Origin of the sequence: Granulicella aggregans (genome assembly GCF_014203275.1) — a bacterium.
Lineage (GTDB): Bacteria > Acidobacteriota > Terriglobia > Terriglobales > Acidobacteriaceae > Edaphobacter.
This window is the reverse complement of sequence record NZ_JACHIP010000008.1, coordinates 1-16,149: the sequence shown is the minus strand read 5'-3', so window position 1 is coordinate 16,149 and position 16,149 is coordinate 1. Positions and strand designations below refer to the sequence as shown.

12 protein-coding genes are annotated in these 16,149 nt (G+C 55.4%); 7 read left to right on the top strand and 5 right to left on the bottom strand.

The genetic code is table 11. The annotated features are described in order from the left end of the window. Positions 1–11: 11 nt before the first annotated feature. Both HDF16_RS22510 and HDF16_RS22505 read right to left on the bottom strand, forming a co-directional pair. Positions 12–950, bottom strand: coding sequence for a L,D-transpeptidase (locus HDF16_RS22510; protein ID WP_246409715.1), 939 nt, complete (start codon positions 948–950; stop codon positions 12–14). Positions 951–1,793: 843 nt separating this feature from the next. After that, positions 1,794–2,465, bottom strand: coding sequence for a universal stress protein (locus HDF16_RS22505; protein ID WP_184221886.1), 672 nt, complete (start codon positions 2,463–2,465; stop codon positions 1,794–1,796). 1,027 nt (positions 2,466–3,492) lie between these two features. On the opposite strand from HDF16_RS22505, the gene HDF16_RS22500 reads away from it, so the two are divergent. The 6 genes from HDF16_RS22500 (at position 3,493) to HDF16_RS22475 (ending at position 11,109) form a co-directional block, all read left to right on the top strand. Then, complete coding sequence (locus HDF16_RS22500) at positions 3,493–3,918, top strand: hypothetical protein (RefSeq protein WP_184221884.1); 426 nt, start codon at positions 3,493–3,495, stop codon at positions 3,916–3,918. After that, the gene (locus HDF16_RS22495) at positions 3,918–4,583 is read left to right on the top strand and encodes a hypothetical protein (RefSeq protein WP_184221882.1); all 666 of its coding nucleotides are present in this window, start codon (positions 3,918–3,920) and stop codon (positions 4,581–4,583) included. The genes HDF16_RS22500 and HDF16_RS22495 overlap by 1 nt, the downstream gene beginning before the upstream one ends. 45 nt (positions 4,584–4,628) lie before the next feature. Continuing rightward, entirely contained in the window at positions 4,629–5,348 is a 720-nt protein-coding gene (locus tag HDF16_RS22490) for a 2Fe-2S iron-sulfur cluster-binding protein (RefSeq protein ID WP_184221880.1), read from the top strand. Further along, entirely contained in the window at positions 5,345–6,388 is a 1,044-nt protein-coding gene (locus tag HDF16_RS22485) for an FAD binding domain-containing protein (RefSeq protein WP_184221878.1), read from the top strand. The genes HDF16_RS22490 and HDF16_RS22485 overlap by 4 nt, the downstream gene beginning before the upstream one ends. Further along, positions 6,385–8,631, top strand: coding sequence for a xanthine dehydrogenase family protein molybdopterin-binding subunit (locus HDF16_RS22480; RefSeq protein ID WP_184221876.1), 2,247 nt, complete (start codon positions 6,385–6,387; stop codon positions 8,629–8,631). Before HDF16_RS22485 ends, HDF16_RS22480 begins: the two co-directional genes overlap by 4 nt. 636 nt (positions 8,632–9,267) lie before the next feature. Then, positions 9,268–11,109 carry a S8 family serine peptidase gene (locus tag HDF16_RS22475; RefSeq protein ID WP_184221874.1) on the top strand — a complete coding sequence of 614 codons (1,842 nt, stop codon included), beginning with the start codon at positions 9,268–9,270 and terminating at the stop codon, positions 11,107–11,109. A gap of 482 nt (positions 11,110–11,591) precedes the next feature. Here the strand turns inward: HDF16_RS22475 and HDF16_RS22470 are convergent, their stop codons facing one another. The 3 genes from HDF16_RS22470 to HDF16_RS22460 all read right to left on the bottom strand — a co-directional run bounded on the left by HDF16_RS22470 (position 11,592) and on the right by HDF16_RS22460 (position 15,521). After that, positions 11,592–13,622, bottom strand: coding sequence for a putative bifunctional diguanylate cyclase/phosphodiesterase (locus HDF16_RS22470; RefSeq protein WP_184221872.1), 2,031 nt, complete (start codon positions 13,620–13,622; stop codon positions 11,592–11,594). After that, positions 13,623–14,174: a heme NO-binding domain-containing protein gene (locus tag HDF16_RS22465; protein WP_184221870.1), complete on the bottom strand. Its 552-nt coding sequence runs from the start codon at positions 14,172–14,174 to the stop codon at positions 13,623–13,625. It lies immediately after the preceding gene. A 345-nt stretch (positions 14,175–14,519) separates the two neighbouring features. After that, positions 14,520–15,521, bottom strand: a complete 1,002-nt coding sequence (locus tag HDF16_RS22460) for an HD-GYP domain-containing protein (RefSeq protein WP_184221868.1) — start codon at positions 15,519–15,521, stop codon at positions 14,520–14,522. On the opposite strand from HDF16_RS22460, the gene HDF16_RS22455 reads away from it, so the two are divergent. Next, positions 15,520–15,723, top strand: a complete 204-nt coding sequence (locus HDF16_RS22455) for a hypothetical protein (protein WP_184221866.1) — start codon at positions 15,520–15,522, stop codon at positions 15,721–15,723. The genes HDF16_RS22460 and HDF16_RS22455 overlap by 2 nt on opposite strands. The last annotated feature ends 426 nt before the right edge of the window (positions 15,724–16,149 follow it).

Genomic DNA, 16,149 nt, shown 5'->3' with positions numbered 1-16,149 from the left:
TCGAGACCCCGTCAGGGGCCAGCTTCAATCACCGTAACGCTCTTTCCCGTGCCGCTCGCGAGCAGCGAATCGGCAGTAACCACCAGGGTCGCACCCGGCGTCAGAATCTCATCCAAAGCACTTCGAAACGCATCGGGCATCTTCACCCTCGCACGCTCCGTGAGCGGCAGCTCCCGGCTCCCCGCCCAGCTTTGCCCTGGTAGGGGCAGCTGCATCCAGTGGAATCCCTGCTCATCCACCTTAGAAAGGCTGTACGCCGTCGTCTCGACCACGGGTCCAGATACGCTCACTGGCGTCGACCCGATAAGCACTCCATTTCGCAGGACAACCAGTCTCTTGTCCGCGCCACTCAGGATCAGAGATACCGGCCCTGACACGGCCTTCTGTGGTTCCCAGATCGCTCCACCCGCGTCCTCAGCCTTCGTCGCCGCCTCGCCCTGCAACAGGTCCGGAGTCGGAGCCAATCGCGGAACCTCGTCGAGGTCCGTTATTACAACCGTCATGCCGCGCGTCGTCATGCCATACAGGAGCTTTGCAAATGTCATTGGCATATGAATGCATCCGTGGGACGTTGGATAGCCCGGAAGATTTCCCGCGTGCATCGCTACCCCCGACCACGTCAGTCGCTCCATGTAGGGCATCGGGGCCGAGTCATAGAGGTTGGACTTGTGGCGGACCTGCTTTTGCAAAACAGTAAATACCCCGGTCGGCGTCTCACGACCTGGCCTGCCGGTAGAGACCGTGGTTACGCCAATCAGAACGCCATTGCGGTAAACGTAGCAACGCTGCACAGCTAGACTGATTACGGCCAATACCGGCCCACTTGGAGCGATCTCTGGCGTCCAGATGAATTGGCCAGGCTTCAAAGCTTGTATATCGCTTGCTAAATCTGAACCGAGAGGACTCAACTCCTGCGCCCGCATGGATCGGCTGCCAATAACCGCAATCATCAGACAGGCCAAATTTGTGCCGATGAAATTGCGTCTCGACCTTGTCACATCCATCTGAAGCCTCGTCTCATGCGCCGTTCCGGTAGATCCCGGAACGCCAATTGATGTAACCTCTGTCCCATATCTATGTGTAGAGATGCTCGTCTCCCGGCACGTCTCTTTCGTCCTCTGAGCTCACTTTCGCGCGCTTCGATGGGTCGCTCTCTGTCAAGAGTCCCTTCGGCGACACGAATCGCAATCTCGCAAGGCTCGCGGAGTCGGATCCAAGCCTTCCTTGCTGAACATCTTGCGGGCCCCGCCTATTTCGCCTAAGCCGAAATAGAGCATCCAGCAATTGCTCAGGGCGGCAACGGTGATCGATTAACTCGTCAAAAAGCGAGTCTTTTAGAATCATCTCCGCCGCGCCAAGGATCAGAATCCGTGCATTGGGCCAACTCATACGAATCTTGAGGGCCCAACCTTCCGCCGCCGCCTGCCCAAGGCTCTCGCTGAGTATGGCGACTTTTACGCTCGTGTCTTCGAGGAAGCCACCCGTGTCAGCCTCACCCGTCGCGGCAGAATAGCCGTCGGCAGCTTGAAGCAGGCTCGCCCGCGCAGCTAGCGAAATCGGATTCGGATCCACGATCAGAATGCCCGGAGGAAGCAATGCGTAATTCTTCGTGCTAGTTCTCTGAAGTTGCACTGATCCTCCGTCCTGAGCGGTTCGGCTGTCGAGGTCGTTAGCGCAGCTTTGACTTGTGAGCCTTAACAAAGACGAGTGCTACGAAAATGGTCGAGAGGCAAGTGACCATCAGGACATGATCGCCCGTCATCTTTAGACCTCATCTTCTGTCACAGCGCGATCTACTTTGTGAAGATTGAGTGCGCTTCGTCGTAGGCTTGTTCGGCTTTTCCACCTTGCTCAGCCATATCGTCTGCGACTCGATCGAGTCGCCTCTGCGATGCCGTCTCGACTTCAGGAGTGGCCGCCCCCAAACGTCCCTTCGCTACAACATGAGGAACAAAAGAGTCTTCCCAGACTTGTATTGCGGGTTCTTCGACAATGGATTCGCCACGGCCAGATTGCAATAGAAGCAGAGTGCAGTTGACTTGCTTGATCAGTTGCTCCGCGATTGATCCTAGGATCAATGGGCGCCAGCCAGATAAGCCATGGGTCGAGATCACGAGCAGGTCTGCTTTCTCACTTTTGATAACGCGCATCAAGCTCCCTACAATATCATTGCCTGTCTCGACACTGAAGGATATAGGAATATTCTTGAGCATCAATTGTTCTCTACGCGCATTAAGCTTCTCCTCGATCACCTCCCTGCGTTCCTGTAGCACCGAAGTCTCAGGGAAGAAATCCGAGCCATTAAAGTCAGGGATTTCGGGAATGATGTGGACAAGGTGAATGCCTGCATGGAATTGCTCAGCGAGGCCTGTAGCGGCTTCCAAGGCAGCCTCGGAAGATGCGGTGAAATCGATTGGCAACAGAATCTTGGTGGCTGAAAATGCCGCTTTGTGAGTATTCGACACGGGTGCACTCCTGGCTTGCGTTCAACATCGGTTGGACTTCGATTCGGCTCAGATCTGGCCGTTTGGCATCATGCCATTCGCTGCTGGTGTCTCCGGGGCTAGGTTCATCTGTGACTGGTTATTCGTCGCTGCAAGCGCCTTGTCTTGACCAATTCCCATCGTTAGAGAGGTGAGACCCGCGAGCCCGCCTAGCTGACGATGATTATTGAAACGGTAATCGAGGTATTCGTTCTCATTTGGAAGATCCTTCTGACTTGCACATGTGCGGCGCTTGGAGCTTTGCCAATTACGATCCAAAAGAAGTGCATCCGTTCGTACCGCTGCCATTACGCCGATGAGAGCTCGCCATGGAAGATGGAGGAGTGAGGCTTGTCCCCTTCAATGTCTCACCCTAGCGTCACTGTCGGCTTCGGAATGTGCGCTTGACAGCTAATCTGTAGGCCTGCTGACAGACTCTGCCAAGGTCATTACCTCGACACTCGCATTACGAGCCTCTTTAATCTGAGCAGTACAGCACACTGTTTATTAACTCAAAAAAACATAAGCTCAATCGAGACCTCGGTTATTGACCACTCCTAAGTTACGGATTGCAGGGATTCGAGTCGCCCGATGAACAGAGTCACCTATTCAGCCTGTATCACCCGCACAGGTTATCGAGATACCTCGTGATTCGTTTCTTTGAGCCGCACTGAAACTGGAAAAACGGGAAACCGATTTGCTAGTGCCTCAAGGATCGGCGCTGAAGCAAAGTTACGTAGCGATGTGTGACATCCGTTATCAAAGAAGTTCGCTGCTTTGGAGCGGGTATAAGCTGACACGTCATCCCCAATAGGGAACTGCAAAGCTACCCAAAGTTCACGATTGATAACGTGTGTGCTTTCAATTACTTGAGTTTTTTCGTTTCCGGCTGTAAACGTAGGTGCTGGGGGACAACATTCGTACAAGCGGCGACGGTTTGCAGAAACCGGTAACGCCGTGGAAGCATCCAAGCGCATCAAGGGACTACCTGTTCCAGGTGGCAAATCGAATGGCCTCCGCTAACGACAAGCCGCGAGAAACTGCTACGCCGTCGGCATCTACGGTCTCGATAAACGAGACGTCCAGTGCCCGATCCATTGCCACCCGCCTCACCGACGCGGAGTTCGGTGCGGTTGAGGCAGCGGCCGCCGACGCCGGTAAGAAGGTGGCGGAATGGCTACGCGAGGCGGCGCTTGCGCACGCCCGTGCGAGTTCTGGTGCAGCGGAGCAAACGGATCCGATCCTACTGGCTGAGATCATGGGGATGCGCTCGCTCATGCTGAATCTGTTCGCCAAGGCGTCGGAAGGTCCACTAACGACCGACGATCTACGCAAGATGTCAGCCTATTCGGACTCCATTAAGGAGCAGAGGGCACAGGATTACATGGCGCAAAGGCGTCACCGGAACAGTCCCAAAACCACGGACAAGCCGTAATGAAACTCTCCCGCATTCGGTTTGCCTTTCCCTGGCGGATCACGCTGATCCTGGTACTCCTTCTATGCCTCCCATTACTGGGCTTCTGGGCTTGGTTACGGTGGGAAGTTCCGCCACTAAAACGGTATTATCTGATCGCATATTGGCACAGTTCCGAACACGCAAATCAGCCTGATGCCAAGACTCAAATCCGCTGGCTCTTGGAAACGGCTCCCGGGCGTAAGAGACAGTGGTTGTTCGCCCCCGATGTCACCGAGGGAAGCGAGAGTGAACTCCCTTTGGAACTCTCGTCTTTTGCTCTTGAACAAGGATGGAAGGGCATAGAAAGAACCGCAGTGGAAAGCGTGGATTCCACCGAGGTCGAAAAGCTCCTGCGTGAAGATTTTTATGACGGCGAAAGTTTCCGTCGACTCGTCAATGAACCGTTACTCTATGGTGTCGCGGCTTGGCTGATCGTCGCCTATTTGGCATTCGTGATGAGAGGAGACATCGGGTACGAGTGGAGACAGCTTCGACGCGCGGTTACGGAGCCCCAATGGTCATCGAATTATGGCAGGGATTGGCCCGAGAATCGAGAAGGGATTGTTGCTCGAATCCGGTTGCGAATTGCCGACTGGATTAGTGAGCAGAAAGCATCCTTTGTCGTTTTGGGATCGTCTACTTGAGCTAAGCAGATACAGACGCTGTTAATGGTCGAGTGGGGTTCAGAGATGAGTGTTCCTTTCTGTAGTGAGCCTGATGGCGAAGAGTTTGGACAGGAAGAAAAAGAGCTTGAAAAGAGCGGATTGCACTTTGAACTGAGTCGCCGCCGATTCATGCAGACGGCGAGTGTGATCTCTGCCGGAATAGCTACGGGACTACCGGGCGTCTCGACTGCAGAGACGCCGGGGTCGAAGACTCAGGCGATCACCTTGAAGGTCAATGGAAAGTCAGCGAGTTTGTCGCTTGACCCACGTACTTCCCTGCTCGACGCTCTGCGCGAGTCTATGGATCTAACGGGCAGCAAGAAGGGCTGCGACCACGGGCAGTGCGGGGCATGCACCGTCTTGCTCGACGGACGGCGGGTGAATTCCTGTCTGACGCTGGCGTTTGCCGCAGAAGGTTCCGAGATCACCACAATCGAGGGGTTGGCGAAGAACGCCGACCCTAAAGAGATCAGCGATCTCCATCCCATGCAGGCTGCGTTTCTTGAACACGACGGCTACCAGTGCGGATATTGCACGCCGGGCCAGATTTGCTCGGCGGTCGGAGCGATCGAAGAGCACAAGCGGGGAGCGCTCTCCATTGTGAGCCTGCACACCGGCAAGTCCGACCATCCAGAGATGACGGACGACGAGATCAAGGAGCGCATGAGCGGCAACATCTGTCGCTGCGGAGCTTATCCCAACATCGTGGCTGCGGTTCGCGCAGTAGTAGGAGCGTCCGCATGAAGTCATTCAACTACGAACGTGCGTCTGCTCCCGAAGGCGCAATCCATGCTGGAGCGGCGAAAGGTGCGAAGTTTCTGGCAGGCGGAACGAACCTCGTCGACCTGATGAAGTATGGGATTGAATCGCCATCCACACTGGTTGACATCAACCACCTCGAGTTGAAGCAGGTAGTCGCGAATCCTGATGGCGGCGTAATCATTGATGCTCTGGTTCGGAACTCCGATCTTGCCGATCATCCGCTGATCAAGACGCAGTATCCCCTGCTCTCGCAGGCGCTTCTTAGCGGCGCTTCGCCGCAGTTGCGCAACATGGCCACAACTGGCGGGAATCTGATGCAGCGGACGCGATGCTACTACTTCACTGACGTGAACTTTCCGGCCTGCAACAAGCGTGCGCCGGGATCGGGATGCGCTGCAATCAAGGGGTATAACCGGATTCACGCGGTCCTGGGGCAAACCGACAAAGGATCGACGAGCGGCGAAAGCTGCATCGCGACGAATCCCTCGGATATGAATGTCGCCATGGCGGCTCTCGGCGCAAAGATTGAAGTCGAGGGGCCCAAGGGTAAGCGAACCATCTCTTTCGCCGACTTTCACAAGCTGCCGGGTGCGACTCCATGGATTGAGACGGCACTCAGGCCGGATGAGCTGATCATCGCCGTCACTCTGCCGCCTGCGAAATTCGCGAAAAACGCCTACTACCTGAAGGCGCGCGACCGTAACAGTTATGCGTTCGCGCTGATCTCCGTGGCGGCTGGTCTTGAGATGGACGGCGATACGATCAAGTCCGCTGGCCTAGCGCTGGGCGGCGTAGCGCATAAGCCGTGGCGCAATTTGGAAGCTGAGAAGGCTCTTGCGGGTAAAGCAACTTCGCCCGAAGTATTTCGACGGGCGGCGGAGATCATGCTTCGTGATGCAAAGGGTTATGAGCACAACACGTTCAAGATTGAGATGGCCAAACAAGGGGTGGTGCGCGCGTTGACGCTCGCCTCCTTGGGTACTAGCGAGACGCAGGGTACGTCAGAAGGGACGCAGGCATGATGGCTGACACAGCGCCTACACCGGCAAAGCAACTCGATCATCGTTATGAAGGCATCGCCAAGGTAACCGGGAAGGCGAAGTATGCTGCGGAGTTTTCGCAACCCTTCCCCAAAGCGAACCTCGCGTACGCCTACATTGTGCAGTCAACTATTCCAAATGGAACGATCGCATCGGTCGATCGCTACGCGGCTGACCTTGCGCCCGGAGTCATTGCGATTCTCACGCCCTTCAATGCTCCGAAGCTCGCGCAGGGGCCGCCACAGCCACCCGCGCGGCGAAATCTCAGCCTGCTTCAGGATAAGGATGTTCACTACAACGGACAGCCGATCGCGGTCGTCGTAGCAAAATCACTGAATGAGGCGAAGGCTGCGGCTCGACTGCTGACGATCAAGTACGTCACCAAGCCCGCACAGGTAAGTTTCAGGGAGCGACCGGGTGATGCGCGCTGGCCGAAGAACCCGGGTAAAGAGCCGGCAGGCAATCACCGTGGTGATGTTCAAGCGGGCTTCGCCAAATCGGCGGTGGTCATCGAGCAGACCTACGTAACTCCGATTCAGCATCACAACCCGATGGAACCGCACGCCACGATTGCCTGGTGGGAGGGCGAGAAGCTGAACGTCTACGACGCGACTCAGTACATCTCCGGTGTGAAGATGTCGCTGGCGAAGACACTAGACATTCCAGTCGACTATGTCCGCGTTATCAATCCTGTGGTGGGAGGCGGCTTCGGATCGAAGGGATCGATGTGGTCGCATGTGCCGCTCTGCGCAATGGCCGCCAAGGCGACCGGCCGCCCCGTAAAACTGGTCCTCGAACGCGAGCAGATGTTCGGGCCTGTGGGAGGGCGTCCATCCACGGTCAACAAGATCAAGCTTGGTGCCAGTGCCGATGGAAAGCTGCTTGCGATGCAACACGACGTCATCATGAATGCTTCGGCGATGGAAGACTTCACCGAACATTCGGCTGGACCGACCAAGAACCTCTACATGAGTGAATCGAACTCCGTGACCGAGAAGGTTGTGGAGGTGAATCTAGGCGTTTCGACGTTCATGCGGGCACCGGGAGAAGCTCCTGGAACGGCGGCTCTCGAGATCGCTATGGATGAGCTCGCTGAGAAGCTGAAGATGGATCCTGTGCAGTTTCGTCTGGTGAACTATGCCGAGAACGATCCAAGCCACGATCGCCCATGGACAGACAAGCACCTCCGCGAGTGCTACTCGCAGGCGGCCGAGCGATTCGGATGGTCGAAGCGGAGTGCGACGCCCGGAAGCGTGACTGAGGGCAATGCTTTGATCGGCTATGGCATGGCAACTGCTACGTATCCCGCGAATAGAAGTGCGGCGCAGGCTGTCGTGCGAATGCTACCGGGCGGCAGGATGTTTGTGGGATCAGGCACTCAGGATCTAGGCACAGGGACTTACACCATCATGGCGCAGCAGGCCGCCTCAGGCCTGGGCATCGATCCTTCCCTGGTCGAGGTGAAGCTAGGTGATTCCACGCTTCCAAAGGCCCCGGTGTCCGGCGGATCACAGTCTTCTGCTTCGGTTCTGCCGGCCATCCAGGACGCAACCACACAACTCAAGCTTAAACTGGCCGACCTGGCTATCGCCGATATAGCCTCACCGTTGCACGGCCTGAAGACCTTGGATATTGAGATCAAAGAAGGCAAGCTGTTCAACAAGAACAATCCTTCTCAAGCGGACAGCCTTGCGGATCTTATTGCACGCAACGGCAACAAGCCTGTCGAGGCTATGGGATCTGCGGAGCCGTCGGAGTCTAAAGACTCCATGACTTCGACTTCGTGGGGCGCGGTCTTTGCTGAAGTTGCAGTCGACAAAGATACCCATATGGTGAAGGTGCGAAGAGTTGTCGGAACCTATGACATCGGAACCTTGCTCAACAAGAAGACCGGACTCAATCAGCTAGTGGGCGGCATCGTCTGGAGCATCTCTTTCGCATTGCACGAGGAGGCGCACATCGATCCGGTCTACGGCAGAGTTGTAAATGAATCCCTCGCCGAATACCACGTTCCCGTGAACGCAGATATAGGGGCGATCGATGTAACGGTGCTCAACATCCCAGACATAAAATTCAATCCCATCGGGTCGCGCGGTATTGGCGAGATCGGGATCACCGGAGCCGCGGCTGCGGTTGCGAATGCCATCTATAACGCGACGGGTAAGAGGGTACGGGAGTATCCGATAACTCCCGACAAGATCATGGCTGCTCGAGGGCTCGCGTAAATCCATTCGTTGCGCCTACCTCTCCTGAAGAGTACAGAGAAAGCCTTGACCCTAGAGCAAAACGACATGGCACTCCTGTCGTTAGGGCGACACTACTCAAATACTTACGTCTCCTAGGTGACACTCCAGTAGCTCAGTTGGGGATAATTTGCCCAAATCTGGCCGGGAGCGGATGGTTGCCGTAGCGTTCTCCCACTTTAGTGGGATAGTGACTGCCACATTGAGACTTCTAAGGTTCTGACTGAAGCCTTTCGCCTGTTCATTGTTAATCAGGTGGAGACGTTCGTTCGGCCCGACCCCGGTAGAACGATTTGAAATCGTCGTCGGCACACTCTATAACTGGGTATTTTCATGAAGCATTTGAATTATTTTCTAGCTGCGAGTCTGTTTTTATCGGCAATCCCGCCTACGGTAGGCCAAGCTTCTAAAGCTGCGGCCACTAATAACCAAACTCCGCAGGTCCATGTTCGAAATCCCAAAATCTCAAAGGACGCCGACGAGGCCTCTGCGAGCAGTCTCGTCCAAGTCATCATTCAATACAAAAAAGACCCAGGCTCGGACGAAGAGAAAAAACTTGGTGCGCACGGTGCAAGTCTAAAGTCGACCCTGCATTCCATTCACGCGCACGCTGCATCTGTGACCCAATCTGAACTCGAGAAGCTCGCAGCCGATCCAAACATTGCTTATATTTCAATTGACCGTCGTATGTCACCGCGCCAGGCGGCGGCGTCTTCGAGTGCAGCTCCGATCTGCATCACAACCACGCAGTACACTACGGAACCAATCAATGCTCCAGTCGCCTGGAAGCAGGGATTCATTGGTACGGGCATAGCGGTAGCCGTTGTCGATAGCGGAATTCATAGCGTGCCAGACCTGGGTGCGGCCCCTGGCGCTTCCGGACAACGCCTTCTATATCAGCAGAGCTTTGTGACGAAGGTGACGGGCGCAATGGCAAAGGCTGCCCCAGCCCCCGATCAGAACAAAGCGCTGCAGGCCTGCCCCGCTGCACCGCCTATCCCTTCATCGGTTTCGACCTTGCCACCGCCCCCCGGAGCAGCGGCCGCCGGTCTGATCGCGTGGCCTGCCGCCGGGACATACCTTCAACTGCCTAAGGCACCGGCCGCGCCAGCAGCAGTGACAATGCTCGGACAACCAGCCGTTCAGTACGACACGCCGGATGATGCCTATGGTCACGGAACGCATGTGGCCGGTCTCATTGCAGGAAACGGTCAGCAATCAACTGGCAATCACTTCTATCGCACGTTTTACGGGACAGCCCCAAACGCTAACCTCGTAGACTTGCGCGTGTTGGACCAGAACGGCCAGGGCAACGACTCTGACGTGATCGCCGCGATTGAGCAGGCGATCGCGCTGAAGGACATCCTCGGCATTCGAGTGATGAACCTCTCTCTGGGTCGCCCCATCTGGGAGAGCTATACCCTCGATCCTCTCTGCCAGGCAGTGGAACAGGCATGGAAGGCCGGTATCGTGGTCGTCGTGGCTGCTGGCAACGATGGACGCGACCTAAACCTCAATCCCGAAGGTTATGGCACGGTCAACGCACCCGGCAATGATCCCTACGTCATTACGGTCGGCGCGATGAACAGCAATGGCACCACGCAAATCAGCGACGACATCATTGCGAGCTACAGCTCAAAGGGGCCGTCGTTCATCGACCAGATCGCAAAGCCTGACATCGTTGCTCCGGGCAATCTCGTGATCAGCCTGAATATGGGAAATAGCGGAACGCTCGAATCGCAAAACCCCACCCTCGTAACCTACAACAGCTTCTACCAAACGAACGGAAACGGAACCAAGGCTTCTGGCGACTACTTCCCGTTGAGTGGAACCAGCATGGCGACGGCCGTGGTGAGCGGGGCTGTTGCGGATCTTCTTTCGGCATCACCTTCGCTGACGCCTGATCAGGTCAAGGCGCTGCTGATGCGCAATGCGGCTCACAACCAGTTTCCACAGACCAGCAGCGTCACGGATCCAAACACCGGCATCGTCTATAACGCGAATTACGACGCGTTTACAGTGGGTGCTGGCTATCTGGATCTGGCAGCCGCTCTGAAAGATCTGCAGGCAGGAAATGCTCCTCCGGTCTCTGCAGGAACTGCGATGTCTCCAGTCGCAGTCTTCGATCCCACAACGGGCACGGTGAATCTTGTAGTCGATCAGACTGCGCTCTGGGGACGCACTGCTCTTTGGGGCAGGTCGGGCGACTGGGGTGCGTCGTCTCTCTATGGAGCCAACGCCTTCGTAGGAGGACAGACGGCACTCTGGGGACGCACAGCTCTCTGGGGCAGAAGTGATCCGTCCGGATTCACCGCACTCTGGGGTCGCAGCGGTCCCGCTGGTTCTACGGCGCTATGGGGCCGTGGGACGCCCGATGCCGCTACCGCTCTGTGGGGTAGGTCCGATATCGAGGGTGCGGGCGTTGTCGACGGCAAGACAGCTGGCGTCGCCGATCGCTAACCTATCATCGCTTGAACCCCCACCGGCGAATCCTTGGGATTCGCCGGTGGCTTTTCGTCAACGCGAAAGTGTACTGCTCGAAGCTCAAAACGATCGGCATGCTGTAATGGTTCGGCAATCCCAGTGGATGTGAGGCAAAGGACGGTGGATGCGCAATGGATTGGATTTAAAAAGCTCCACATTCCACTAGTCGCCTGTCTGGGAATCTTGCATGTCCTCATCGTGCCGACCTCGCGATGTACCAAGGCAAACGGATGGGCAAGAACAGGTTGCATCGCATCAGCCTGCTCGCCGGCGACGCTTGCCCATGAAGTCTTGCTGGCTGGACGGATATCTTGAAGTTGATTCGGAGGTCTGTCTTCGATTCACTTGTCTACGTTGACAAGCTCGATGCGATGGAAGTTGGTGGCGATTTACATTTGCGGAACCGCTCGGCTGCCTCAATCCACGCTGATCTGGACTAGGGTGTTAGCCGCAGATCTTCATCTCGCCCTGGGATGCGGCATCGGCATCTCCTGAGAGTGGAGTAGCCGCCGGACTGACGTTTCGTCTAGAGGTGGCGAATAGAAATATCCTTGTCCGAACTTACAATCAAGGGATTTCAGGCGCGCCGCTTGAGCCTTTGTTTCTACACCCTCGGCGACCACATCCATTCCGAGGTCGCGAGCCAGGTTCGCGATGGTCCGCACAATCGCCAGACTCTCAGCGTCGAAATCGATTCGGCCTGTGAAGGAGCGGTCTATCTTCAGTACATGGATGGGAAACCGATGAAGATAGCTTAGTGAAGAAAAGCCCGTCCCAAAATCATCAATGCTGACGTGAACACCCGCAGAGGCTAACTCGGCAACAACTGCGGCCGTTCGATCCGTATCATCCATTGTTACGCTCTCGGTAATTTCCAGACCGAGAGTGCCAGGAAGAATACATGTCTCCGAGACCACGCGCCCAATCTGATGCACTAAGTCCAGTTGAGAGAACTGTCGGCTCGAAAGGTTGACGTTGATTGTGAGAGGGCGCTCTCGTGGAAACTCTTGCTGTAAGGTGCACATCACCGAGCAGGCCTGTCGCAGCACCCACGCTCCGATCGGCACAATAAGTCCAGAATCCTCAGCTATTTTGATGAATTGATCCGGATAGATTAATTCGGAATCGGGTCGGGAGCGCCAACGAACAAGGGCTTCGAACCCCACTATCTCCGAAGTCTTGAGCTCTACAATCGGTTGATAGTGAAGCACGAACTCGTCATTCTTCAAAGCGCTACGCAAGTCTGTTTCCATCTGCAACCGACTAGCTCCGAGCGCCTGCATACTTTCGTCATATATGACGTAGCGGGAACCTCCGAGGGACTTAGCCCGATACATCGCCAGATCTGCGTCCCGTATGATTTCAGATGGCGTGTCATAGGCAGTTCCACTTATGGCTATGCCGATGCTGGCGCACACAGATACATCATTTCCTCCAAGCCGGAACGAATCGGCCAGCGTCTTCTGAATTCGATCTGCAACCCTGAGTGCTTGACTAGGATCACGAATCTCGTCCAAGAGAACCGTGAATTCGTCGCCTCCTAGCCGCGCAAGAGTTTCACGGTTCCCTTCCTCGTCCGCACCGCACCGAGCGATCATCTCCTCATGCCGCAGCGCTGCCGATATACGCGCGACGACCTGGATCAGCAGTTCGTCACCAGCGTTGTGTCCTAACGTATCATTCACCATCTTGAATCGATCGAGGTCAATGAACAGAACAGCGAAAGATACGTGAGGAATCCTCTTGTTACGTGCCAGCGCTCGTGTCAATCGATCCATGAACAGCGCCCGATTCGGCAACTTGGTCAGGGAATCATGAGAGGCATCGTGTATCAACTGACTTTCTGCGCGCTTTCTGTCGAGAAGACGCCCTATTTGAGTAGCGATCTGGGCCATCAATTGAAGGAAGAATTCGTCGAGGGCGATAAATTGCTCTGAGACAAATTCCAGCACAGCTGCAACCTGGTCACCAGCACGCACGGGAATGGCGAACGCCGACTTGGTTCCCTCCAGTCGCCTCATCTCCGATTCAGGGTATCCGGTATCTTCAGTCGTGTCCGCGACCCAGATAGGTTCGCCCATGGTTAGTGTGCGATCTGGCAATCCGCCCATTACTGGCTTCTCAATCACTCGGGTTGCAAGCTGAAATTCTTCCATCCATCCACAATTAATCTCCGACCAGATTCCTGAAGAGATTAAATGGAATTCATTGCCCTTTTGCCTGACAAGGTACGCATGACCTAATTGCCAGCGCGACGTAGCGCAGATCTTGTTCAGTGTGAGTTGAAGTAGTTCGTCGACGGTGGCTGATTCGTTGGCCGCAACAGCGACAGCACCCAAGAGTTGAAGCTGCTCTTTCTTTTCGTAGAGCTGGCGCAGGCCATGTTCCGCGATGGACTCTGCTTCCAGACGGGCTGCCCGCTCCCGTGCCAGGCGTTTTTTGAGCTTCCTCACCTCTTCGATGAGCTTTTCTTCATCCGGTGGGAACATTCAATGACTCCGGTCAGATGAGAACAGGATGTGACATAGGCAGCGCTCATCTCCTTTGTGCATGCACTCTCTGTGTTCGAACTGAACTGTCTCGCCGTAGTGCGTTGCCGCTCCTTCGGTGAATCCCTGCGCCAGAGCGCATAGTCGTCGCGGCGATCGATATCCCATCAGCAGGCCGCCGCCCGGGTCATCGCTAAACTCGAAGGTGGGAACCTGCGCGCCGGGATACACTTTGCGAACCTCAGGATGAATGATGCTATTGACGCTCAAGAGGAAAGACCGTGTTGAAGGCTGCGATGCGAAGAATCCAGGGTAGCGGCTATACAACCGTGGAATGGCCTGCTGTCCGAACCAGCGCAGGACTTCGAAGGGTGTCAGTCCGAGGGTCAGCGCAGCGGAAGAGACCAGCCCGTCTAGATCTCGATCAGGATAACTACCTAATGAGGTGTAGGCTCCGTCAAGGCCAGTAGCTAAAAGCAGCCGCTCCCATGTGTCTTCATCGTAGTGACTGACTATAACTTCTTCCAGCAAGTTGAAAATAATGCCTTTCATGAGGCGACCTCGTGGAACAAGTATTGGAGTTAGCCAAAGAGCTTCGCCGGCTGACGCACCGCGGCACGAACAATGAAACGAATTAATGATCGATAAGTCTTCCCAGCAGCAAGGACGAACTATGAATCATCTTTAGTGGTCAATGGATATCCTGAAACTCTTGTAGTCTTTGAGCCTCGAGATAAATCTCGTATAAAAGCGATGAGGAAAAGATGACCGAACTCCCCTCATCAAACGTAATCATGACGCCTCCCTCCGAAGTCTCCGCGTTCATTATCTTTGGCGAGACAGAAAGTCCATCGATCGTTAGCGCCCCGTTTGGTGGAGGTCTACGAGATTGTGTGGTCATGCGCTCATCCGGTCATCCCTATTGGGAACGGCGGGCCTGCTGGTCGGATATGCCTCCTCCAGCATGAGTGCAGCGAAGACGCGGAACAACTCTGCATTCCACCAGCCGTTTTCCACCTCGATATTCATCTGCGTCAATGCTCTCGAGACGCTCAATGCCGCTCGATAGGGGCGGTCAGTAGTCAAAGCGTCGTAGACGTCAACTAACTGCATGACGGAAGCAAGCAAGGGTATCTCGGCCCCGGCGAGCCCATCCGGGTAGCCACTTCCATCCTGCTTCTCATGGTGATGACGGACGATGGGGAGCACCAACTGAATTGATCGCAACGGTTTACAGATACGCTCCCCAGCCTCGGCATGTCGGCGCATAATTGACCACTCATGAAAGTCGAGGGGACCCGGTTTAAGAAGAATCGAATCCGGAACGATTACTTTGCCAATGTCATGTAACGTTCCGGCAATTTTCAAGGCTCGGAGTTCCTCTCTCCCTAAGCCTAATTTCTTTCCCAGCTGAACGGACAGCAACGAGATCCGCTCACAATGACCCTTTGTATACGGATCCTTTTCTTCGATAGTGGCGCCAAGAGCCATCAGTACATGTTCCGCACTGTCTAGCTCATCGGTATATTCCTTTCTCTTCAGCAGGCTTCTGACGCGCGCCTTGAGCTCGATCGGGTCGATTGGCTTAGTCAGGAAGTCGTCTGCGCCGGCCTCAATTCCACGGACCCGGTCATCCGATTCTGCGAAACCGGTGAGTAGCACAACCGGTATAAGTTGGGTTTCAGGATTGGCCTTCAGGGAGCGGCAGATCTCAAATCCATTGCCATCTGGAATATTGACATCGAGAAGTACGAGATCGGGTATATTCGACCGCAGTTCGTGTGCGGCCCCTCCGCCATCGCCTACACAGGTTACAGATATCCGCTCTAAAGCAAGAATCTCTTTTAAGAGGGTTCTTTGAACTGGGTCGTCTTCTACAAGCAGTATCCGATGCGGCATGGCTGAACCTCTGGGCAATGAACTACTCTGCGCAACACCCGGCTTTCGGCCGACTCCCGGGATTTTATTCACGGCGCACCAGATTGGCAAGAGAACAACCCACACCCGCTCCTCCTTGCGGACGCTGGCACTCGCCGCATTTGGGCAGCGTCACTCTTCTCGCCTGCCCGGGGCGCAGACGCTGTTCCCGGCGATGCCTTAATCAATGATATTTTGTGCGTTCGGACCACTCTAAGACCGAAAATGACAATCCTGTCATCAACAGATGCAGACCCGCCCTGTGTCGCATTAGTTACCTGCCGATGTATGGGAGTCTCCGCCGCACTGCATCAGGTGTCCTCTCCAACCGAGAGTCGCAGCTGCTGAGGACTCGACAGAACTGAGCGGAGGCTGCCTTAGACGAGTGAGGCCATTCCGTACAAGATGGGCCTCTCAAAGCCGAAGCGCGTATCAGCGTGCTACGTGGATGCCCGTGATCGGCGCGCTCACGATTGAAACGTTTTTAACGTGATCAGCACTGTTCCCCGTAAGCACGGCGGTCTCAACCGGTCGATGCAACACTGGCATGGAGTTTACTAGCTGGAGTTTCAAAATCCAACGTCTTGCGTGGGCGTTGATTGAGGCGCAG

Bases quoted from the DNA above. Each gene is read 5' to 3' on its own strand.
- HDF16_RS22485 (WP_184221878.1), top strand. From the start codon at position 5,345: ATGAAGTCATTCAACTACGAACGTGCGTCTGCTCCCGAAGGCGCAATC.
- HDF16_RS22470 (WP_184221872.1), bottom strand. From the start codon at position 13,622: ATGTTCCCACCGGATGAAGAAAAGCTCATCGAAGAGGTGAGGAAGCTC.
- HDF16_RS22500 (WP_184221884.1), top strand. From the start codon at position 3,493: ATGGCCTCCGCTAACGACAAGCCGCGAGAAACTGCTACGCCGTCGGCA.
- HDF16_RS22480 (WP_184221876.1), top strand. From the start codon at position 6,385: ATGATGGCTGACACAGCGCCTACACCGGCAAAGCAACTCGATCATCGT.
- HDF16_RS22490 (WP_184221880.1), top strand. From the start codon at position 4,629: ATGAGTGTTCCTTTCTGTAGTGAGCCTGATGGCGAAGAGTTTGGACAG.
- HDF16_RS22455 (WP_184221866.1), top strand. From the start codon at position 15,520: ATGGCTGAACCTCTGGGCAATGAACTACTCTGCGCAACACCCGGCTTT.
- HDF16_RS22495 (WP_184221882.1), top strand. From the start codon at position 3,918: ATGAAACTCTCCCGCATTCGGTTTGCCTTTCCCTGGCGGATCACGCTG.
- HDF16_RS22465 (WP_184221870.1), bottom strand. From the start codon at position 14,174: ATGAAAGGCATTATTTTCAACTTGCTGGAAGAAGTTATAGTCAGTCAC.
- HDF16_RS22510 (WP_246409715.1), bottom strand. From the start codon at position 950: ATGATTGCGGTTATTGGCAGCCGATCCATGCGGGCGCAGGAGTTGAGT.
- HDF16_RS22460 (WP_184221868.1), bottom strand. From the start codon at position 15,521: ATGCCGCATCGGATACTGCTTGTAGAAGACGACCCAGTTCAAAGAACC.